The following is a 20,395-nucleotide window of genomic DNA, read 5'->3' as shown; positions in this document are numbered from 1 at the left end:
GGCGCGTCAGGCCTGCAGGAAGCCGAGCCGGCGCCCCTCCAGCACCAGGCAGGTGAGGGGGCGGCCGAACACCGCGCCGGTGTCGATGTTGATGCGGTTGTGATACACCTCCGGCCCGTGCCGCACCGGGGTATGGCCGTGCACGACGATGGCGCCGTGGTCGGCCTCCGAGCTCAGGAAGGTCTGGCGGATGCGCAGCAGGTCGTCCGGGTCCTGCCGCTCCAGGGGCACACCCGGCTTCACCCCGGCATGGACGAAGAGGTAGTCGCCCAGCCGGTGGTGCAGGGCGAGGCCGCGGACGAACTCCTGATGGCGCGCCGGGATGCGCCCGGCCCAGAGGGCGGGCTCCTCCGCCGGCACGCCCCAGCTCTCCAGCGCCTCGCGCCCGCCGGTGTGGAGCCAGTCGGTGATCGAGGCGCGGTCGCCGGTCAGCGCATCCAGCATCGTGCGCTCGTGGTTGCCCATCAGGTTCACCACCGGCAGACCCGGCACGGGCGGCCCGGCCAGCAGGCGCTCCAGCACCCCGGCGCTGTCCGGCCCCTTGTCCACGTAGTCGCCGATGTGCAGCAGCAGCGGCCGCTTTACCGGCCGCGCCGCGAGGTCGCGCGCGATCAGCGCGTGCAGGCTGGCGAGGCGGTCCGAGCAGCCATGGATGTCGCCGATGGCATAGACGCGGTGGCCGGGCGGCAGCGACCCCGGGGCGGGCTCCAGCTCCATGGCCTCAGTCGAGCCCCGTCACGGCGGGGCGGCGCCGCGCCCAGGAGCGCACCTGCTCGAACAGCGCGGCGACGCGCAGGAGGCGCGCATCCTCGCCCGGCCGGGCGACGAGCTGGATCGCCACCGGCAGCCCGTCGGACGCGACGCCGCAGGGGAGGGAGACGGCGGGGTTGCCGGTGAGGTTGAAGGGCATGGTGTAGGGATACCAGGCGGCGCGCAGGTTGGGCACCGCCTCCCCGTCGATCTCGATCGGCCCGAAGAAGTCCTGGTCGAGCGGCAGGGCGGTGCGGGAGAGGGTGGGCATGGCCACGATGTCCGCCGCCTCGAACCAGGACTGCACCTGCCGGTAGAGCGCGGTGCGCTGGAAGATGGCGCGGTACAGCTCCTGCGCCGAGTGGCTCCGCACCCGGTCCATCTGGCGCACGAAGACCGGGTCCATGATGGCGCGGTGGCGCTCCAGGTGATGGCCGAACTGCGCCAGGCGGTAGCTGCCGTTCACCACGAACCACACCGCCTCCGGGTTCTCGAAGGCGCCCGCCTGCTCCTCCACCGCCGCGCCGGTGCCGGCGAGGTCGCGCAGCGCCTCGCCGCAGAGGCGCAGCACCTCCGCCGCGACGCGCGCATTGCCGAGGCGCGGGCGCCAGGCGATGCGCGTGCCGCGGAGGTCGCCCTCCGCCCGCGCCGCCTCGGCGAAGCGCGGCTGGGGGCGGCCGGCGGTGAGGGGGTCGGCGGGGTGCGGGCCGGCTATGGCGTCCAGCATCAGCGCCGTGTCCATCACCGTGCGCGTCATCGGCGTGACGTAGGAGATGTTGCCGAACCCGTCCTGCGCCCATTCCTGCGGCACCACGCCGAGCCCCTGCTTGAACCCGACCACGCCGTTGCAGGCCGCCGGGATGCGCGTCGAGCCGCCGCCATCCGTCGCCACGGCGAGCGGCCCGATGCCGGTGGCGACCGCCACCGCCGCCCCGCCCGAGGAGCCGCCGGGGGTGCGCGAGGCGTCCCAGGGGTTCCTGGTCCTTCCGAACAGCGGCGCCTCGGTCAGCGGCTTCTGGCCGAACTCCGGCGTGGTGGTCTTGCCGAACAGGATCGCGCCCGCCGCCTTCAGCCGCGCCACCAGCGCCGCATCCTGCTCCGGTACATGGTCCTTGAAGATCAGCGAGCCCAAGGTGGTGCGCACGCCCGCCGTGGGCACCAGATCCTTCACCGAGAAGGGGACGCCGTGCAGCGGCCCCAGCGCCTCTCCCCGCATCACCGCCGTCTCGGCCTGCCGCGCCGCGGCCATGGCCTGCTCCGGACAGAGCGTGATGAAGGCGTTGAGCAGGGGCTGGGAGCGCTCGGCGCGGTCGAGCGTGGCGCGCATCACCTCCACCGGCGAGACATGTCGCGCGCGGATCAGCGCGGCGAGGTCGGCGGCGGAGGTCCAGGCCAGGTCCGGCATCGCATCTCCTCCCTTCGGATGGGCCAAGCCTCCCTCGGGGCGGGGCGGATGGCAACGGGCGCGTCTGGCCAAGCCCCGGCCGATATGCGACTAATCCGCAGGTGGAGAGGCGCGGTGACGCCCGCGGCCAAACGAGAACGCAGGAGGGAAGGAGACCGCATGCTCGAGGTGGAGAATGTCGAGGCGCTGAAGGCGCATGTCGGCAGGAAGCTCGGCACCAGCGACTGGCTGACCGTGGACCAGAGGATGATAGACCAGTTCGCCGAGGCGACGGGCGATCACCAGTGGATCCATGTGGATGTGGAGCGTGCGAAGAAGGAGATGCCGGGCGGCAGGACGATCGCCCATGGCTATCTGACGCTGTCGCTGCTGCCGAAGCTGAACCAGGGCATCTTCCGCATCGCCAGCCGCAAGCGGGGCGTGAATTACGGCTCGAACAAGGTGCGCTTCACCGCCCCCGTGCCGGCCGGCTCGCGCATCCGCGGCCACCTGACGCTGAAGAACGTCGAGGCGCTGGGCGATGGCTGCCATCGCCTGACCATGGAGGCGACGGTGGAGGTCGAGGGAAGCGAGCGCCCCGCCCTGGTCGCGGAGACGCTTTCGCTCGTCTACGAATAAGGAGGCGGCGGCCTGCCGCCCCTCAGCTTTGCGCCGGCAGGACGGTGCCGCGACACTCGCCGAAGCCGATCGGCGCGAAGCCCTCGCGCTCCGCGCGGGCGCGGAAGATCACCTCGTCGCCATCTTCCAGGAAGCGGCGCTCCTCGCCGGAGGGCAGCGCCACCGGCCTGCGCCCGCCCTCGGTGATCTCGAGCAGCGAGCCGAAGCCGTCCGGCCCGGGCGTGGAGACGGTGCCGCTGCCGAACAGGTCGCCGGGCATCAGGTTGCAGCCGCCGACGGTGTGGTGCGCCACCATCTGCGCCACCGTCCAGTAGAGATGGCGCGCATTGCCGAGGGAGAGGCGGTGCGGTCTCATGCCCTTCTCACGCATGCCCGGCGTCAGCAGCAGCACCTCCAGCGCGATGTCGAGTCCGCCTTCCGCCTGGTCCGTCGCGTCCATGAGGTAGTCCATCGGCGCCGGGTCTCCCTCCGGCCGCTGCGGCTGCGGGATGCGGAAGGGCGCCAGCGCCTCGGACGTGACGATCCACGGGCTGATGGAGGTGCAGAAATTCTTGGCGAGGAAGGGGCCGAGCGGCTGGTACTCCCAGCCCTGGATGTCGCGCGCCGACCAGTCGTTCAGCAGGCAGAAGCCGGCGACGTGCTGCGCCGCCTCGCCGATCGGGATCGGCTCGCCGAGCGCGTTGCCCGGCCCGATCCAGATGCCGAGCTCCATCTCGTAGTCGAGGTTGCGCGAGGGGCCGAAGCTCGGTGCCGGGTCCGAGGGGGGCTTGCGCTGCCCCCGCGGCCGCCGCACCCCGGTGCCCGAGGGCCGCACCGAGGAGGCGCGGCCGTGATAGGCCACGGGCACGTATTTGTAGTTGGGCAGCAGCGGATTGTCCGGGCGGAACAGCCGCCCGGTGTTGGTGGCATGGTGAATGCCGGCGAAGAAGTCCGTGTAGTCGCCGATGCGCGCCGGCAGGTGCAGCGCGCAGGCCTCGGCCTCGTGCAGATGCGGCGCCGCCGCCTCGTGCTGCGCGCTGCCCTCCGCCAGCAGGTCGGAGAGGGCGCCGCGCAGCGCCCGTCGCGGCCCGGCGCCGAGGGCGAGCAGCGGATTGAGCGCGGGCCCGGCGGCCGCCTCGGCGGCACGCCGCGCCTCGCCGGAGAGCAGCGGCGCCACCGCGCCGAGCTCCAGGATCATGTCGCCGATGGCGACGCCGCCGCGCGGCGTGCCGCCGGGGGGCGAGAACACGCCGAGCGGCAGGTTCTGGATCGGGAAGTCGGGATGGCCGTTGGCCGAGGCGACCCAGCTCCGCCGCGCCGGGTCGTGCGTCGCGTCCACCGCCATCAGCGCGCCCCCGTGAAGCTCTTGGGCAGGCCGTCCCAGCAGGCATCGTAGCTCTTCTGGAGCTGCGCGCACTCCATGGCGAAGCGCGTCGGGCGGATCACCTGGCTGGTCTCGAACATGAAGGCGAGGGTGCCCTCGATCTTGTGCGGCTTGAGGTCGGCGTTGATCGCCTTCTCCGTCGTCGCCGCGTCGGGGCCGTGCGCGCTCATGCGCGGGTGCAGGCTGAGCCCGCCGGGGGCGAAGCCTTCCGCCTTGGCGTCGTAGACGCCGTGCACCAGCCCCATGCACTCGTTCATCACGTTGCGGTGGAACCAGGGCGGGCGGAAGGTGTTCTCGGCCACCATCCAGCGCGGCGGGAAGATCACGAAATCCATGTTGGCCACCCCCGGCACCGCGGTGGGAGAGGTCAGCACGGTGAAGATGCTGGGGTCCGGGTGGTCGTAGCTGACCGTGTTGATGGTGTTGAACCGCGCCGTGTCGTACTTGCAGGGCACGTTGTTGCCGTGCCACGCCACCACGTCGAGGGGCGAGTGGTCGAGCGTGGTCGCCCACAGCGTGCCCTGGAACTTCACCACCAGCTCGGTCGGCTCGTCGCGGTCCTCGAACCAGGCCGCGGGAACCAGGAAGTCGCGCGGATTCGCCAGCCCGTTGGCGCCGATCGGGCCGAGATCCGGAAGGCGCAGCGCCGCGCCGTGGTTCTCCGCGACGTAGCCGCGCGCCGGCCCTTCCGGCAGCTCGACGCGGAATTTCATGCCGCAGGGGATGAGGGCGATCTCCCCTGGCGCCACCTCCAGCCGGCCGCATTCGGTGGCGAGCAGGAGGCGCCCCTGCTGCGGCACCAGCAGCAGCTCGCCGTCGCTGTCCATGAACACCCGCTCCATCGAGCGGTTGGCGCGATACACGTGCACCGTCACGCCGGAGAGCGCCTCGGCCGGCGCGTTGGCGCCCATGGTGACGAGGCCGGCGACGAAATCCGTCGGCTCCTCCGGGATCGGCAGCGGGTCCCAGCGCAGGCGGTTCGGGTTGGGCTCCGCCAACGGCCCGCAGAGCTGGCCCTGCGCGATCCTGCGGAAGGCGCGGTGCGCCGCGCTCGGGCGGATGCGGTAGAGCCAGGTGCGCCGCGCCTCCTTGCGCGGCACGGTGAAGGCGGTGCCGGAGAATTGCTCGGCATAGAGGCCGTAGGGGGCCTTCTGCGGGCTGTTCATGCCGATCGGCAGGGCGCCGGGCAGGGCCTCGGTGGCGAATTCGTTGCCGAAGCCGGGCATCAGGCCGTCCTCGGTGGCCGCGCCGGTCCGGGGGGGGCGGGAAACGAGGGTCATGGCGAACTCCTTCGGTCACGGCGGGGAGGAGGGGCTCCCGCGCCGTCGCAGGGGCGGGAGATTGCCCCGAAAGCCGCGCCGTGCGCTACAGCATGATCCGGCTCCCGGAGCACGCCTCCGCCTTCCTTGAGCGTCGGCAGCTCTGCCTGCGCCCTGGACAGGACGGTGTGCCATCGTGGCAGGCTCGTCCGGTGGCAAGGGAGGCGGGGATGGAGGAAGGCTGGCGGGCGGTGCACGAATTCTGGTTTCCGCCGGGGCTGGAGCAGGCGCCGCCGGAGGAGCACCGCGACATGATCCTCCGCTGGTTCGGGGGCGGGATGGATGCGGCGCTGCCCCGCTTCGCGCCGCTGCTCGACGAGGCGCGGGCCGGCCGGCTCGAGGCGTGGAAGAGCGCGGCGCGCAGCCGGCTCTCGCTGATCCTGGTCCTCGACCAGTTTCCGCGCGGCCTGTTCGCCGGCACCGCCGAGGCCTATGCCTGCGACGCCAAGGCGCTGCGCACCGCCGAGGAGGGGATCCGCGCCGGGCAGTACGACGCGCTGGACTGGCCCTGGGAGAAGCTCTTCTTCTACCTGCCGCTGGTCCACGCCGAGGGACCGGACCACCTGGAGCGGCTCGACCGGGTGGTGGCGATGGCCGATGCGCTGGCCCGCGCGGTGGCGGCGCCGCTGCGGCCGCTCTACGAATTCTCCGCCGGGCAGGCGCGCGGGCACCGGGAGGTGATCGCCCGCTTCGGTCGGTTCCCGCACCGCAACCCGATCCTCGGCCGTGCCTCCACGCCGGAGGAGGCGGCGTATCTCGCCCGGGGCGAGTTCGTGCACACCCGCAAGCCGCCCCCGCTGTGAGCGCCCCGGCGCGGCGCTACCGCGCCCGCGCCAGCAGCCGCCGCGCCCGCTCCACCACCGGCAGGTCGATCATCGCCCCCTCGAAGGCGACCGCGCCCTGGCCCTTCCCCACCGCTTCCTCGAAGGCGGCGATCAGGCGGCGGGCGCGCTCCACCTCCTCCGCCGTCGGGCCGTATTCCTCGTTGATGATCGGCACGTGCAGCGGGTGGATGCAGGCGGCGCAGGCGAAGCCGAGGCGGCGGGAGCGCCGCAGCGAGGCGCGGTAGCCTTCCAGGTCCTGGAAATCCGCGAAGGCGCCGACGCTGCCCATGGGCAGGATCCCGGCGCCGCGCGCGGCGGCCACCACCATCATGCCGTAGTGGTAGAGCAGGTCGGCGGAGGGCGCCGCCTCCAGCTCCGTCGCCAGATCCTCGACGCCGAGGCCGAGCGCGACGACGCGCGGATCCGCGCCGGCGATGGCGGCAAGGTGCGGCAGCGCCTGCGGCGTCTCCACCACGGCGACGAGGCGGGTGTGGCCCGGCTCCATCCCCTGCGCCGCCTCGCGCGCCGCCACCACCTCCGACAGCAGGCGCACATGCTCCGGCCCCATCACCTTCGGCAGCATCAGCGCCGCGACGCGCGGCATCACCGCGGCGGCGATGTCCGCCACGGCGAGCTCCAGGGGGCGGTTGATGCGCACGCACACCTCGGCGCCCGCCTGTCCGACCACGGCGGCGGCGCCGGCCAGGGCATCGCGCGCCGCCGGCTTCTCCGCCGGCGGGATGCTGTCCTCGAGGTCGAGGATGATGACGTCGGCGCCGCGGGTATGCGCCCTGGCGACGAAGCGCTCCGCGGTTGCCGGCACGAAGAGCAGGGAGCGCCAGTTCGGCAGGGGGCGGGCGGTCATGGCATGTCCCTCACGTCGGCTCCTGCGCCGCGCCGCTCTCCAGCATGCGGGCGATCTCCGCCTCCGCGTAGCCGAGCTCGGCCAGCACCTCCCGCGTGTGCTGGCCGAGGCGCGGCGCCGGCCGCCCCTCCCGGCGCATGCCGCCGCCGAAGGTGACAGGGGTACGGGTGCGGCGGATGCGGCCCTCGGTCGGGTGCTCCTCGATGCTCCAGAAGCCGACGTCGTTGAGATGCGGGTCGTCCAGCAGGTCGTCGATGGTGTTGTAGCCGGCGGCGGGCACGTCGGCGGCGGCGAAGATCTCCAGCCACTCCGCCGTGGTGCGCTGCGCCAGCGCCTCCACCTGCACCCTGAAGTAGTCGGCGGCGTTCTCGGTGCGCAGGATGGGGCTGGCGAAGCGCGGATCCTGCTTCAGCTCGGGGCGGCCGATGGCGTCGAAGAAGGCGAAGGCCTGGCGGTCGTTGTTCGGACGGACGGTGATGTAGCCGTCCTTGGTCGGCAGCGGGCGGTAGTCGGGCGAGAGCAGGCGGCCGTCGCCGGTCGGCCCCTCCGGCGGGTCGAAGGTGGCGGCGCCGAGATGCTCGGAGGCGACGAAGCTCGCCATGGTCTCGAACATCGGCACCTCGATCGCCTCGCCCAGGCCGGTCTTCTCGCGCCGGTACAGGGCGAAGCCGATCGCCTGCGCCGCGACCAGGCCGGTGATGTGGTCCGTCATCACCATCGGCACGAAGCGCGGCTCGCCGATCGCGCGATGGAAGGTGCCGGCGACGCCGGAGAGCGACTGGATCACCGGGTCGTAGGCCGGGCGGTTGGCGTAGCGCCCGTCGGTGCCGAAGGCGACGATACCGCAATGGATCAGCCGCGGATTCTCCGGTGCCAGCGAGGCATGGTCGAGCCCCGCCCGCTTCAGCGCCGCCGGCCGCACGTTGGAGACGAACACGTCCGCCGCCGCGATCAGCCGCCGCAGCGCCGCCAGCCCCTCCGGCCGCTTGATGTCCAGCACCACGGAGCGCTTGTTGCGGTTGAAGTTGAGGAACTTGCCGGACATGGAGGGGGTGCGGCAGCCGGCGGCCAGGTAGCGCAGGATGTCGCCCCCTGGCGCCTCCACCTTCACCACCTCCGCGCCCTGGTCGGCCAGGGTGCGCGTGCAGATCGGCCCGACGACGACGGTGGTGAGGTCCACCACCCGCACACCCTCGAGCGGCCCGCCGCTCATGGCGCGAACTCGCACTCCAGCTCGGCGCAGAGATGTCCGTCGCGGTCCTGCACCCAGGCGGCGACCTTGCCGTCCCGCGGCGCCCTTCCGGCGAGGGTGATGGTGTCGCCGACATAGATCGGCCGCGTCAGCCGCGCGGTGTAGGCGGCGAGGCGCCCCCTGGTGTGCCTCACCGCCGCGTCGAGGGCGAGCTGCATCGTCAGCCCGCCATTCTGCACGGTGTGCGGGTAGCCTTCCTCCTGCCGCGCATAGTCGGCGTCGTAGTGGATGCGGTGCGCGTTCCAGGTGACGGCGGAGTAGCGGAACACCAGCGCGGCATCGAGGCGCCTCTCCTCCCGCCAGTCCGCCTCCGCGGGCGCGGGGACGGGGGCGCCGACGCCGCTCTTCTCGCCCGGCTTCACCGCCTCGCGGTAGATGGCGTCGAACTCCTCCACCGCCACCGTCTCGCCGCCGCGGCGGATGGTGTGGCGCATCGTCAGCACGGTGATGAAGCCGGTGCGCGCCTGCTTCGGCACGATGGCGGCGACCTCCGCCACCTTGGTCGCCGTGTCGCCGATGCGCAGCGTGCCCGGCATGGTCACGCGCCGCCCCGCGCCCATGCGGCGCGGCAGCGGGATAGGCGGCAGGACCACGCCGGGCTTCGGGTGTCCGTCCGCGCCGATGTCGGAGTGCCGCACCGCATCGCCGAAGAACAGGGTGAACCAGTGCGGCGGCAGGGGATCGCCGCGGCGGAAGCCCTCGGGGTCGAAGTCGAGCATGCCGGCGATGCGGCGCACGGCGGCGAGGGTGATCTCCTCCTCCACCTCGCGGGTGCGGCCGATCCAGGATTGCAGCTCCTCGCTCAGCGTCGGCGGCATCGGACCTCTCCTCCTTGGCGGCCGGAAGGGAGCGGTGCCTCCTCCCGGCGGTTGCCGGGAGGATAGGGCGGGGCGGCGCCGGCGCCTAGGCGCGCCAGGTCGCGCGGAGCGCCGCCATGATCCGCTCCACATCCGCCATGCCGTTGTAGCCGTGGAAGCTGAAGCGGACGCGGCCGCGCCCATTCCATGCCCAGACGCCGCGCTCCTGCAGCACGCGCGCGAGCCCGGCCGCCTCCGGCGTGGCGATGCAGACGCTGGCGCCGTGCCGGGCGGGATCCTCCGGCGTGGTGCTCGGAATCCCGGCCTCGCGCAGCCGCGCCAGCAGCGCCGTGGTCAGTGCCTGCACATGGCGCCGCACGGCCTCGGCCTCGTGTTGCGACAGCCATTCCAGCGCCGAGGCCAATACGTAGAGCGAGGCATGGGCGGGATTGCCGCGGGCGAAGCGCATCGCGTCCGGCACCAGCGCCAGCCCGCCCGCATAATCCGGCCGCGCCGTGCCGGTGGCGAGGGAGTGCCACCCCGCCGTCGCCGGCGCCCAGGCGGGCTGGCGCGCGCGGTTCCAGTAGGCGATGGCCGTTCCCGTCATGCCGAGCAGCCACTTGTAGGTCGCGGCGAAGGCGAAGTCGGCGAGGTGCGGGCGGATCGGCAGGTAGCCCGCGGCCTGGGTGTGGTCCACCACCAGCAGCGCGCCGACCCGGTCGGCGATGCGCCGCAGCGGCGCCAGGTCGAAGCGCTCCCCGGTCAGGTAGGAGACATGGGAGACGCCGATCAGCCGCGTCTGCCCGTCCACCGCCGCTGCCACCGCCTCCGGGTCTTTCATGCGGGCGTGGCGGACCTCCACGCGCGGGTGGCGCCGCAACGCCGCGGGGGCGACCACGGAGGGATACTCGTCCGGGTCCATGACCACGTTGTCGCCCTCGCGCCAGTCGAGGCTCTCCACCACCAGCGAGACGCCCTCGGCCACATGGGCGCAGAAGCCGATATCGGCCGGATTTACGCCCCAGGCAGCGGCGGCGAGGTCGCGCGCGCGCGCCACCCGCGCCTCCTGCGCCGCGCGGCCGGGCGCGCCGGCGCTCTTGTCCGCGGCATAGGCGAGCAGGGCGGCGTCGTGCCGGCGCAGGAAGGGCGTCTCGCCGCCGGCGCAGACATGCGCGACGCCGGGCGGGATGCGGAACTCGGCGGGGTCGAACAGCGGGTCCATGGGCGGCGTTCCTCCCCGCCCATCAGCGCCCGGCCGGCGGCCCCTGTCAAACCGGGCGGGGAGCGCCATCATGGGGGGCGCCCCAAGCAGGAGGACGCCATGCCCCCCGTCGTCGCCGTCATCGCCCAGGGCGCCATGGGTGCCGGTGTCGCCCGCCGCCTCGCCGAGCATGGCGTGACCGTGCTGACCTCCCTCGCCGGGCGCAGCCCCCGCAGCGCCGAGCGCGCCGCCGCCGCCGGGATGCGCGCGGTGGAGGATGCGGCCATCGCCGGGGCCGAGATCATCCTCTCCATCGTCCCGCCGGCGGAGGCGCGCGCGCTGGCCGAGCGCCTGGCGCCGCACCTCGCCGCCGCCCCGCGCAAGCCGCTCTACGCCGACTGCAACGCGGTGAGCCCGGAGACCGTGCTCGGCATCGCCGAGGTCCTCGCGCCGACCGGCTGCGGCTTCGCCGATGCCGGCATCATCGGCGGCCCGCCGCGGCCCGATGGCTACACCCCGGTCTTCTACGCCTCCGGCCCCGGCGCCGCCGCGCTCGCGGCGCTCGGCGCGCGCGGGCTCGACATGCGGGTGATCCCGGGCCCGGTCGGCGCCGCCTCGGCGCTGAAGATGTCCTATGCCGGCATCACCAAGGGGCTGGTCTCCCTCGGCAGCGCGATGATGCTGGCGGCGGGCCGCGCCGGCGCGGCGGAGGGGCTGTTCCGCGAGCTGGAAGCGAGCCAGCCGCAGCTCCTCGCCTGGTTCAGGCGCATGGTGCCGACCAGCTTCGAGAAGGCCTACCGCTGGGAGGGCGAGATGGAGGAGATCGCCGGCTTCATCGGCGAGGGCGACGCGGCGAGCGGCATCTACCGCGCCATCGCCCGCTTCTACGCCCAGATGGCGGCGGACGCGGCGGGGCCGAACCGCGACACCGCGGCGCTCACCGCCTTCCTGTCCACGCCCCCGTCGCGCTGAGGGCCGCCATGGCGGAGGATGCCTTCGACTATCACGGCCTGCCGCGCCACCCCTTCCGCGCCCCGCCGGAGCTGCGCGGGGCGAGGGTGCGGCACCGCGTGGCGATCCTCGGCGCCGGGCCGGTCGGGCTGACCCTCGCGGCGGGCCTGGCGCGCCACGGCATCCCCTGCGTGGTCATCGAGGCGCGCGAGGGGGCGAGCTTCGGCAGCCGCGCCATCTGCATCTCCCGCCGCTCGCTGGAGATCCTGGAGGGGTTCGGCGCCGCTTCGCGCATCCTGGCGCTCGGCCTGCCCTGGACCTCCGGCCGCAGCTTCTGGCGCCGCCACGAGGTGCTGCGCCTCGCCATGCTGCACGACGCCGACCAGAAGCACCCGCCCATGCTGAACCTTCAGCAATGCTTCACCGAGCAGGCGCTGCTCGATGCTCTGGCCTCCCGCCCCGAGGTCGAGATCCGCTGGCGGAGCGAGATGCGGGCGCTGGAGCAGGGGGACGAGGGGGTGCGCCTCTCCATCGCCACGCCTGAGGGCCCCTACGCGCTGGAGGCGGAGTGGCTGGTGGCGGCGGATGGCGCGCGCAGCCCGGCGCGCCAGGCGCTGGGGCTGCGGCTGGAGGGGGAGTCGCATGAGGGGCGCTACCTGATCGCCGACATCCGCCTGCGCTCCGGCCACCCGACGGAGCGCCGCGCCTGGTTCGACCCGCCCTCCAACCCCGGCTCGACCCTGCTGATGCACCGCCAGCCCGGCGACATCTGGCGCGTGGACTACCAGCTCCGCCCGGAGGAGGACGAGGAGGCGGCGCAGCGCGAGGAGGCGGTGCGGGCGCGCATCGACGCCCACCTCGCCGCCCTCGGCGAGCGGGGCGGCTACGAGCTTCTCCTCGTCAGCCTCTACCGCGCGCATTGCCTGACCCTGCCCGCCTATCGCCACGGCCGGGTGCTGTTCGCGGGCGATGCGGCGCATCTGCTGCCGATCTTCGGCGTGCGCGGCATGAACTCCGGCATCGAGGATGCCGGCAACCTGGCCTGGAAGCTCGCCGCGGTGCTGCGGGGGGAGGGGGGAGAGGCGCTGCTCGACAGCTATTCGGCCGAGCGGGTCTACGCCGCCCGCCGCAACATCGCCGAGGCGCGCAAGAGCACGCTGTTCATGACCCCGCCGACGCGCGGCCACGCCCTGCTGCGCGAGGCGGCGCTGTCGCTTGCCGTCTCCCACCCCTGGGCGCGCGCCCTGGTGGACCCGCGGCAGAGCAGTGCGGTCGCGCTGCCCTGCTCGCCGCTCTCGACGCCGGAGCAGGGGGAGTGGGAGGCCGGCCCGCCGCCCGGCGCCGTGCTGCCGAGCGTGCCGCTGACCCTGCCCGGAGGGCGGCGAGGGCACCTGCTCGACCTGCTCGGCCCCGCGCCCACGGCGCTGCTCGCGGCCGGGGATGCGGCGGCCGAGGCGCATCTCGCCGCCGTGCCGGGCCTCGCGCTGCTGCGCATCGGGCGGGAGGAGGCGCGCGCCGTGGCGCTGCTCGGCCTCGACGCGCCCGGCGCCGGCTACCTGCTGCGGCCGGACCTGCATGTGGCCTGGCGCTGGCGGCGCTTCGACGCCTCCGCCTTCGGCGCGGCGCTGGCGCGCATGATGGGACGAGGGAGCTGAGCATGGCGGCGCAAGGCGAGGCGCTGGAGGCGCTGTGGGAGCGGCTGGCGGAGGCGGTGGCCGCGGCCGGGCCGGAGCGCGAGCGTCTGTTCCTGGCCAAGCTCGCCCTGCTCCTGGCGCGGGAGGTGGACGACGCGGAGCGGGTCGCGGCGCTGATCGCGGCCGCGCTCGCCGATCTGGAATAAGGGGGCTGCCCGGCTCAGGCGAGGCCGGGCGCGCGCTCCCGCGGCAGGGTGAGCCAGGCGCGCGCGCCGATGCCGCGCGCGCTCTCGATCCGGAGCCCGCCCCCATGCGCCTCCAGCAGCGAGCGCGCCACGGCGAGGCCGAAGCAGAGGCCGCGCGTGCCCTCGGCGCCGGCGGCGAGGTCCTCGGCCGGCAATCCGGCCCCTTCGTCCTCCACCACGATGGCGAGGCTCTCCGGCGTCAGCACCGGCCGCAGGTCTATCCAGTCCCCGTCACGGGTCATGCGCGCGGCGCGGGCGAGCACCTGGTGCAGCGCGGCGCGCAGGGCCCGCCGGTCGGCCTGCAGGATCAGGGGGGCGAAATCGGGGGAGAGGCGCCAGTGCCGCTGCCCGGGGCCGAGCTGGGCCGCGACCATCGCCACCGTTTCCTCGATCAGGGGCTGCAGGGCCAGGCGTTCGGGCCGCAGCACGCGCGGGCCGGCCTCGGCCGCCAGCCAGTCGGACAGGTTGTCGGCGAGGCGCAGCAGGCGGTCCGCCTCCGCCGCGACGGTGGCGCCGAGCGCGGGGGGCAGGGTGCCGCCATGGCCGAGCAGGGAAAGGCCGGCGGCACGCAGCTCCTGCACCAGCAGCCCGAGGGTGCGGCCCCGCATGGCCGCCTCATGCCCCTTCCGGAGGGCGGCGGCTTCCACGAAGCTCAGCCGATGGTTGAGCCGCCAGGCGAACAGCACCGCCACGGCGGCGATCAGGGCGAGGGCGAGCGAGGCGGGAAGGCCGAACATGGCCCCAGCCTAGCAGCAGTAAGTTGAAAAATCCCTAACCATCCACGCCCTGGCCGCCGGGATCGGGGGCTGGGCCAGGGGGCCGCTCCCGGCCGGGCGGCCTTGCCGCTTTTCCGCGGGGAGGCGCCGCGGGCCTCTCCCGCGGCCTGCCGGCTCAGGCGGCGGTGGCGTCCTTCTTCGCCTTGGCGCGCTCGATCCGCCGCTTCAGCGCCCGCGCCTCCTCCGGCAGTTTGCGGTCCGGGGTGCCGAGCAGGAAGGCGTCGAGGCCGCCATTGTGCTCCACCGTGCGGATGCCGTGGGTCGAGAGGCGCAGGCGCACGCTGGTCGCCAGCACGTCGGAGAAGAAGGACGTCTCCTGCAGGTTGGGCAGGAATCGACGGCGGGTCTTGTTGTTGGCGTGGCTGACGTTGTTGCCCGTCAGCACGCCCTTGCCGGTGATGCCGCAACGGCGGGCCATGGCGCGGTTCCCGAAAATGCGCGCACGCGGCCGGGGCCGCGTGCCGAAGGTGTCCTGGGTCGGCGGCGTATGGCCCGGCCGGGGGCGGCCCGTCAAGCCGGCGCGCCGCGTCTCATGCCGGCGGCCGCATCCCCCGGCCCGCGTGGCATGGCACGGCCGCCACGCCGGGGCCCGGCGCAGCCCGCCGCGACGGGATCGCGGCAGCCCGATGCGCGGACATGCCCGGTGAGGCCGCCGGCCGTGTCAGAGCCCCGCCTGGGGCCGGCCCGGCATCTGCCCCCGCATCTCCCGCAGCTCCCCGGCCTCGACCGAGGCGAGGGCGTTGCGCAGCACCGCGGCCACCGCACGGTCGTCCAGGGTGCGCGCGAGCATGCCGAGGGCGCCGCCGAGCAGGGCCGAGGCGATCGAGACCGGCGCGATCTTCTGGTCCATCATGTATTCGATGGCCTTGTCCACCACCGATCCGGCGTGGCTGAGATCTTCGGGGGCCACGCCCTGGGGGTCTAGCTGCATGCGGCACCTTTCTTTTCCGGCCGGCAGATAGGTCGCCCGGGGTGCCGGGGGAACCCCTCCGCCGCCAACCGGCGGGGGCGTGTCCCGCGTGCCACGCGCCGGCGGCGGGTGCCGGCATCAGCCGGCCGGCGCCTCCAGCGCCCGGCCCCGCGGCTGGTCAAGCTCGGCCGCGCGCTGCGCCGCCGCCGCCGCCTCGGCCGCCGCCACCGCCTCGGACTGGCGCCGCCACATCCCGGCGTAGAGCCCGTCCCGCGCCAGCAGCTCGGCATGGGTGCCGCGCTCCGCCACCTCTCCGTCCTGCAGCACCAGGATCTCGTCCGCCTCCACCACCGTGGAGAGCCGGTGCGCGATGACGATGGTGGTGCGGTGCGCCGAGACCTCGCGCAGCGCCGCCTGGATCTCCTGCTCGGTGCGGGTGTCGAGGGCGCTGGTCGCCTCGTCCAGGATCAGGATGCGCGGATCCTTGAGGATGGTGCGCGCGATCGCCACGCGCTGCTTCTCCCCGCCCGAAAGCTTGAGCCCGCGCTCCCCCACCATGGTGCGGTAGCCCTCCGGCAGGCGCATGACGAAGTCGTGCACCTGCGCGAGCTTCGCGGCCCGCACGATCTCCTCCTCGCTCGCGCCGGGGCGGCCATAGGCGATGTTGTAGCGGATGGTGTCGTTGAACAGCACCGTGTCCTGCGGCACCACGCCGATGGCGGCGCGGAGCGAGCGCTGCGTCACGCCGCGTATGTCCTGCCCGTCCACCAGGATCCGCCCGCCCGTGGCGTCGTAGAAGCGGAACAGCAGGCGCGAGATGGTGGACTTGCCCGCCCCCGTCGGCCCCACGATCGCCAGCATCCGTCCCGGCGGCACGCGGAAGGAGACGCCCTTGAGGATCGGCCGGTCGGGGCGGTAGCCGAAGCGGACATCCTCGAACGCCACTTCGCCCGGGCCGGGGCGCAGGGCGGGCGCGCCGGGCGCGTCCGCCACCTCCTGCGGCTCGTCGAGCAGGGCGAACATCTCCTCCGTGTCGGTCAGCCCCTGGCGGATCTCGCGGTAGGCGAAGCCGAGCACGTTCAGCGGCAGGTAGAGCTGGATCAGGTAGGTATTGACCAGCACGAAGTCGCCGACCGTCATGGCGCCGCCGGCGATGCCGCGCGCGGCGAGCAGCATCACCAGCGTCAGGCCGAGGGCGATGATCGCCGCCTGCCCGGCGTTCAGCATGTTCAGCGTGACCTCGGAGCGCGCATAGGCCCGCTCGTAGCGGGCGAGGCTCGCGTCGTAGCGCCGCGCCTCGTGCTCCTCGTTGCCGAAGTACTTCACCGTCTCGTAGTTGAGCAGGCTGTCGATCGCCTTGGTGTTGGCGTCCTGGTCGGTCTGGTTCATCTCCCGCCGGAAGCGCAGGCGCCAGTTGGTGAAGGCCAGGGTGAAGGCGACATAGGCGGCGATCGTCGCCAGCGTCACCGCGGCGAAGGAGACGTCGAACATCGCCCAGAGGATGCCCGCCACCAGCAGGATCTCGAGGATGGTCGGGATGATGTTGAACAGCAGGAAGTTCAGCACGAAGGTGATGCCGCGCGTGCCGCGCTCGATCACCCGCGAGAGCCCCCCCGTCTGCCGGTCCATGTGGTAGCGCAGCGACAGGGCGTGCAGGTGGCGGAACACGGCGAGCGCGATGCGCCGCGCCGCCCGCGCCTGCACCCCGGCGAAGAGCGCGCTGCGCAGCTCCCCGAGGCCGCTGCTCGCCACCCGCAACACCCCGTAGCCGAGGATGAGCGCGAGCGGGATGGCCAGCACCTGCCCCGCCCCCGCCTGCGGCGCCAGCGCGTCCACCGCCCGGGCATAGACGATCGGCACCAGCACGTTCGCCGCCTTGGCCAGCACCAGGCAGAGCAGGGACAGGACGACGCGCAGCCGCAGCCCCGCCTCCTGCCGCGGCCAGAGCCAGGGCAGGAGGGCGAGCAGGGTGCGCAGGTGGCCGCGCCGCGCGGGCACGGCGGTTCTGGTGGCGGACAAGGGCGACTCCGTTCGTTCCGCCGAAGATGGGTCCTGGCCGCGGGGACGGGAACCCGCCGCCGCCGCATGGCCGGGCCGCGGGACGCCGCCCTGGGCGGCGCCCTCCCCCGCCTTCGCATCCCCGTGCGATCCGGCCTACATCACCCGGATGACCCTCTCCGGCTTCGAGCGCCACATCGCCGCCTGCAACAACCTCCCCTCGCCGGCGGGGCTGATCCCCTTCCGCATCGGCGAGGCACGGGTCGGCTGGCTCGACCCGGATCTGGCCCGCGCCCTGACCTTCTTTCCGCGCGAGGTGCATTTCGACGCGCAGGGCGCGGCCCTGGCCGGGCGGCTGCGCAGCCCGGGCGCGCGGTCCGAGGCGCTGGCCACCATCGCCCGCTCCCTCGCCGGGCGGGGCTTCTTCCGCCTGCGGGGCGAGCCCTTCGACATCCGCGCCACGCCGGAGGGGGCGGTGCTCGCCACCCTCGACCGTGGCGCCATCCCCGCCTTCGGCGTCATCTCCCAGGGCGTGCACGTGAACGGGCTGGTGCGCCGGGCGGACGGGCTGCACCTCTGGGTCGGCTGGCGGTCGCGGCACAAGACGGTGGCGCCGGGCAAGCTCGACCACCTGGTGGCGGGGGGCATCCCCGCCGGCCTCACGGCAGAGGAGACGCTGGTGAAGGAGGCGGCGGAGGAGGCGGGCGTGCCGCCGGAGCTTGCCGCCACGGCGCGGCGGGTGGGTCGCGTCTCCTACGTCATGCGCACGGAGGAGGGGCTGCGGCGGGACGTGCTGCACTGCTTCGACCTCGACCTGCCCGAGGAGTTCGTGCCGCATCCGCAGGACGACGAGGTGGAGCGCTTCGAGCTGTGGCCGGCCGCGCGGGTGATGGAGGCGGTGCGCGACACCGATGAGGTCAAGTTCAACGTGAACCTGGTGCTGATCGACCTCTTCCTGCGCGAGGGGCTGATCCCGCCCGGAAGCGAGGAAGGGCGACGGCTGCGGGCGGGGCTCGACCAGGGCGCCTGAGAGGGGCGGCGCGGGGGAGGGGCCCGCGCGCGGCGTGCCGCCACCCCTTCCCGCCCCTGGCCCGGACGGGCCCTCAGTTCACCGCCTGCTGCTGGCGGGTGACGGCGCCAGTGCTCGGGTCGATGCGCACCTCCACCGGATCGGCGCCGCGGCGGCCGCGGGCGATGATCAGGTCGCCCTCCCGCCGCACCTCCGTCACCTCGGTGAAGCCGCGCTCGCGCAGCATGGCGCGGGCCTGGGCCTCGCTCATGGTCTCGTTGTGCACCTGTCCGCTCGCCGCGTCCACGGTGAGGTCCGTCACCTCCTCGCCGTAGCGTTTCGCGCGGTCGATCCGGAACACCTCGCCCTCGCGCCGCAGCCCCTCGATCTCGGAGTAGCCGCGGGCGCGCAGCACCGTCTCGATCTGATGGTCGGTCATCGGCACCGGCACCGTCGTCGCCGGGCTGCCCTGGGCCAGCGCCGCGCCCCCGCCGAGCAGGAGCGCCGCCGCCAGCATCGCCGCGCCGAGAATCCGCCTCATCTCCGCCGTCTCCCTCTCCACGGCCGGCGGCCGCGCCGCGCCGGCCGCCGGAACCAGAAACACGCGTGCGGGGCCGGGGTTCGGCCTGTCGCCAAGGCGTGGGTTGCACGCCCCGGAGGAGCGGCGGAGGATCGCGCGCATGGCCAGCGACACCCCGCCCGACCGTCCCCCGTCGCTCTCCGGCGTGCTGGAGACGGCGCTCTACGTGGACGACATGGACCGCGCCCGCGCCTTCTATGAAGGCGTGCTGGGGCTTTCCCTCATGTTCCACGACGCGCGCCTCACCGCCTATCCGGTGGGCGGGCGCAGCGCCCTGCTGATCTTCCAGCGCGGCGGTGCCACCGAGACGGCGCACCTGCCCGGCGGCACCATCCCGCCGCATGACGGCCATGGCCCGATCCACTGCGCCCTCGCCGTGGCGGCGGAGGACCTGCCGGCCTGGGAGGCGCGCCTCGCCGCCCGGGGCGTCGCGATCGAGGGGCGCACCCGCTGGCCGCGCGGCAGCATCAGCATCTACTTCCGCGATCCGGACGGGCACCTCCTGGAACTGGCGACGCCGGGGCTCTGGCCGGTCTGGTGAGGCGGGCACGCGGGGGCGGCTTGCCGGGCTCCGCGCCGGGACCTACTCCCGGCCGGGAAGGGCAGGGCGAGGGTGGAGGAGAGGGCATGAGCGGCACCAACCGGCGCATCGACGGCAGGCGGCTGTGGGACAGCCTGATGGCGATGGCCGAGATCGGCGCCACGCCGAGGGGCGGCGTCCGCCGTCTGACGCTCACCGAGGTGGACCGGGCCGGCCGCGACCGCTTCCGCGCCTGGTGCGAGGCGGCGGGCCTCGCGGTGCGCGTGGACGCCATGGGCAACATGTTCGCCCGCCGCGAGGGGCGCGACCCCTCCCGCCCGCCGGTGCTGTTCGGCAGCCACCTCGACAGCCAGCCCTCGGGCGGGAAGTTCGACGGCGCGCTCGGCGTGCTCGCCGGGCTCGAGGTGATCCGCACGCTGAACGATCTCGGCCTCGTCACCGAGGCGCCGCTCGAGCTGGTGAACTGGACCGACGAGGAGGGCAGCCGCTTCGGCCACTCCCTGATGGGCAGCGGCGTCTGGGCCGGCGTCTATCCGCAGGACCAGGCCTATGGCTGGCAGGACGTGGAGGGCGTCACGGTCGGCGAGGCGCTCGACGCCATCGGCTACAAGGGGGAGCACAAGGCCGAGCCCTTCCCCGCCGACGCCTATTTCGAGCTGCACATCGAGCAGGGCCCGATCCTGGAGCGGGAGGGCCGGATGATCGGCATCGTCACCGGCGCCCAGGCGCAGGTGTGGTGGGACGCCGTGATCACCGGGCGCGACAGCCATGCCGGCACCACGCCCCCCTCGGCGCGGCGCGACGCGCTGGTCGCCGCCGCGCGCGTGATCGACCTCGTGGACCGTCGGATGCGCGAGCGCGGCGAGGATGGCCGCGGCACGGTGGGCTTCCTGCAGGTCGTGCCGAACAGCCGCAACGTCGTCCCCGGCGAGGTGCGCTTCTCGGTCGAGTTCCGCCACCCGCGCACCGAGGAGATCGAGCGCCTGGCCGAAGGCTTTCCGGAGGAGGCCGCGGCACTGGTCGCCGAGACCGGCTGCCGGCTGCGGCTTGCCGAACTGTTCCGCTTCGCCCACCAGCCCTTCGATGCGGACTGCGTGGCGCTGGTGCGCGAGGCCGCGGCGCGGCTCGGCTACAAGGCGCGGGAGATCGTCTCCGGCGCCGGGCATGACGCGGTCTATGTCGCCCGCCGCGTGCCGACGGCGATGATCTTCACCCCCTGCAAGGACGGCCTCTCCCACAACGAGGAGGAGAGCATCCTGCCGGAGGAGGCGGAGGCCGGCTGCCAGGTGCTGTTCGAAGCGGTGCTCGCCCGCGCCAACCGGCCGCTCTAGGCCGCGTGGACAAACCGGTAGGCTGG

21 protein-coding genes are annotated in these 20,395 nt (G+C 74.0%); 8 read left to right on the top strand and 13 right to left on the bottom strand.

Annotation, left to right across the window (positions count from 1 at the left end; genetic code table 11):
- Positions 1-6 precede the first annotated feature (6 nt).
- Positions 7-717 carry a metallophosphoesterase family protein gene (locus tag ET526_RS08845; protein ID WP_135467332.1) on the bottom strand — a complete coding sequence of 237 codons (711 nt, stop codon included), beginning with the start codon at positions 715-717 and terminating at the stop codon, positions 7-9.
- Between the two features lie 4 nt (positions 718-721).
- Complete coding sequence (locus ET526_RS08840; RefSeq protein ID WP_135467331.1) at positions 722-2,155, bottom strand: amidase; 1,434 nt, start codon at positions 2,153-2,155, stop codon at positions 722-724.
- 159 nt (positions 2,156-2,314) lie between these two features.
- On the opposite strand from ET526_RS08840, the gene ET526_RS08835 reads away from it, so the two are divergent.
- On the top strand, positions 2,315-2,773 hold the full coding sequence (locus ET526_RS08835) for a MaoC family dehydratase (protein WP_135467330.1): 459 nt from the start codon (positions 2,315-2,317) through the stop codon (positions 2,771-2,773).
- 22 nt (positions 2,774-2,795) lie between these two features.
- Here the strand turns inward: ET526_RS08835 and fahA are convergent, their stop codons facing one another.
- Both fahA and hmgA read right to left on the bottom strand, forming a co-directional pair.
- Positions 2,796-4,097 carry a fumarylacetoacetase gene (gene fahA / locus ET526_RS08830; protein WP_192898674.1) on the bottom strand — a complete coding sequence of 434 codons (1,302 nt, stop codon included), beginning with the start codon at positions 4,095-4,097 and terminating at the stop codon, positions 2,796-2,798.
- On the bottom strand, positions 4,097-5,416 hold the full coding sequence (gene hmgA, locus ET526_RS08825; protein WP_135467329.1) for a homogentisate 1,2-dioxygenase: 1,320 nt from the start codon (positions 5,414-5,416) through the stop codon (positions 4,097-4,099). The genes fahA and hmgA overlap by 1 nt, the downstream gene beginning before the upstream one ends.
- Before the next feature lie 209 nt (positions 5,417-5,625).
- Between hmgA and ET526_RS08820 the strand changes: the two genes are divergently transcribed.
- Positions 5,626-6,258, top strand: coding sequence for a DUF924 family protein (locus ET526_RS08820; protein WP_158295533.1), 633 nt, complete (start codon positions 5,626-5,628; stop codon positions 6,256-6,258).
- A 16-nt stretch (positions 6,259-6,274) separates the two neighbouring features.
- On the opposite strand, the gene ET526_RS08815 is transcribed toward ET526_RS08820, so the two are convergent.
- The 4 genes from ET526_RS08815 to ET526_RS08800 form a co-directional block, all read right to left on the bottom strand.
- Positions 6,275-7,144 carry an HpcH/HpaI aldolase/citrate lyase family protein gene (locus ET526_RS08815; RefSeq protein ID WP_135467327.1) on the bottom strand — a complete coding sequence of 290 codons (870 nt, stop codon included), beginning with the start codon at positions 7,142-7,144 and terminating at the stop codon, positions 6,275-6,277.
- Positions 7,145-7,154: 10 nt separating this feature from the next.
- A complete protein-coding gene (locus ET526_RS08810; RefSeq protein WP_135467326.1) occupies positions 7,155-8,357 on the bottom strand; it encodes a CaiB/BaiF CoA transferase family protein in 1,203 nt (400 codons plus the stop codon).
- A complete protein-coding gene (locus ET526_RS08805) occupies positions 8,354-9,214 on the bottom strand; it encodes a MaoC/PaaZ C-terminal domain-containing protein (protein WP_135467325.1) in 861 nt (286 codons plus the stop codon). Before ET526_RS08805 ends, ET526_RS08810 begins: the two co-directional genes overlap by 4 nt.
- Positions 9,215-9,299: 85 nt before the next feature.
- Entirely contained in the window at positions 9,300-10,415 is a 1,116-nt protein-coding gene (locus tag ET526_RS08800; protein ID WP_158295532.1) for an aminotransferase class V-fold PLP-dependent enzyme, read from the bottom strand.
- Between the two features lie 99 nt (positions 10,416-10,514).
- Here ET526_RS08800 and ET526_RS08795 point away from each other — a divergent pair, with 99 nt between their 5' ends.
- The 3 genes from ET526_RS08795 to ET526_RS08785 are packed head-to-tail and all read left to right on the top strand — an operon-like array spanning position 10,515 to position 13,185.
- Entirely contained in the window at positions 10,515-11,366 is an 852-nt protein-coding gene (locus tag ET526_RS08795; RefSeq protein WP_158295531.1) for an NAD(P)-dependent oxidoreductase, read from the top strand.
- Between the two features lie 8 nt (positions 11,367-11,374).
- Positions 11,375-13,000, top strand: coding sequence for an FAD-dependent monooxygenase (locus ET526_RS08790; RefSeq protein ID WP_135467322.1), 1,626 nt, complete (start codon positions 11,375-11,377; stop codon positions 12,998-13,000).
- A gap of 2 nt (positions 13,001-13,002) precedes the next feature.
- Positions 13,003-13,185 carry a DUF2783 domain-containing protein gene (locus ET526_RS08785; protein WP_135467321.1) on the top strand — a complete coding sequence of 61 codons (183 nt, stop codon included), beginning with the start codon at positions 13,003-13,005 and terminating at the stop codon, positions 13,183-13,185.
- 14 nt (positions 13,186-13,199) lie between these two features.
- Here the strand turns inward: ET526_RS08785 and ET526_RS08780 are convergent, their stop codons facing one another.
- The 4 genes from ET526_RS08780 to ET526_RS08765 all read right to left on the bottom strand — a co-directional run bounded on the left by ET526_RS08780 (position 13,200) and on the right by ET526_RS08765 (position 16,929).
- Entirely contained in the window at positions 13,200-13,961 is a 762-nt protein-coding gene (locus tag ET526_RS08780) for a sensor histidine kinase (protein ID WP_135467320.1), read from the bottom strand.
- A gap of 154 nt (positions 13,962-14,115) precedes the next feature.
- Complete coding sequence (rpmB, locus tag ET526_RS08775) at positions 14,116-14,418, bottom strand: 50S ribosomal protein L28 (protein WP_135467319.1); 303 nt, start codon at positions 14,416-14,418, stop codon at positions 14,116-14,118.
- A gap of 243 nt (positions 14,419-14,661) precedes the next feature.
- Positions 14,662-14,931, bottom strand: a complete 270-nt coding sequence (locus tag ET526_RS08770; protein ID WP_135467318.1) for a hypothetical protein — start codon at positions 14,929-14,931, stop codon at positions 14,662-14,664.
- 117 nt (positions 14,932-15,048) lie between these two features.
- Positions 15,049-16,929, bottom strand: coding sequence for an ABCB family ABC transporter ATP-binding protein/permease (locus ET526_RS08765; protein ID WP_240048324.1), 1,881 nt, complete (start codon positions 16,927-16,929; stop codon positions 15,049-15,051).
- A gap of 148 nt (positions 16,930-17,077) precedes the next feature.
- Between ET526_RS08765 and ET526_RS08760 the strand changes: the two genes are divergently transcribed.
- Positions 17,078-17,938: an NUDIX hydrolase gene (locus ET526_RS08760; protein WP_135467317.1), complete on the top strand. Its 861-nt coding sequence runs from the start codon at positions 17,078-17,080 to the stop codon at positions 17,936-17,938.
- Positions 17,939-18,011: 73 nt separating this feature from the next.
- On the opposite strand, the gene ET526_RS08755 is transcribed toward ET526_RS08760, so the two are convergent.
- Complete coding sequence (locus ET526_RS08755; RefSeq protein ID WP_158295530.1) at positions 18,012-18,458, bottom strand: PepSY domain-containing protein; 447 nt, start codon at positions 18,456-18,458, stop codon at positions 18,012-18,014.
- A 139-nt stretch (positions 18,459-18,597) separates the two neighbouring features.
- Here ET526_RS08755 and ET526_RS08750 point away from each other — a divergent pair, with 139 nt between their 5' ends.
- Positions 18,598-19,038 carry a VOC family protein gene (locus ET526_RS08750; protein ID WP_135467315.1) on the top strand — a complete coding sequence of 147 codons (441 nt, stop codon included), beginning with the start codon at positions 18,598-18,600 and terminating at the stop codon, positions 19,036-19,038.
- An 86-nt stretch (positions 19,039-19,124) separates the two neighbouring features.
- Positions 19,125-20,369: a Zn-dependent hydrolase gene (locus ET526_RS08745; protein WP_135467314.1), complete on the top strand. Its 1,245-nt coding sequence runs from the start codon at positions 19,125-19,127 to the stop codon at positions 20,367-20,369.
- Positions 20,370-20,395: the final 26 nt, after the last annotated feature.

It is taken from the genome of Crenalkalicoccus roseus, assembly GCF_004761865.1.
Lineage (GTDB): Bacteria > Pseudomonadota > Alphaproteobacteria > Acetobacterales > Acetobacteraceae > Crenalkalicoccus > Crenalkalicoccus roseus.
The sequence above is the reverse complement of the archived record's forward strand: the minus strand, read 5'-3'. Positions and strand labels throughout refer to the sequence as shown.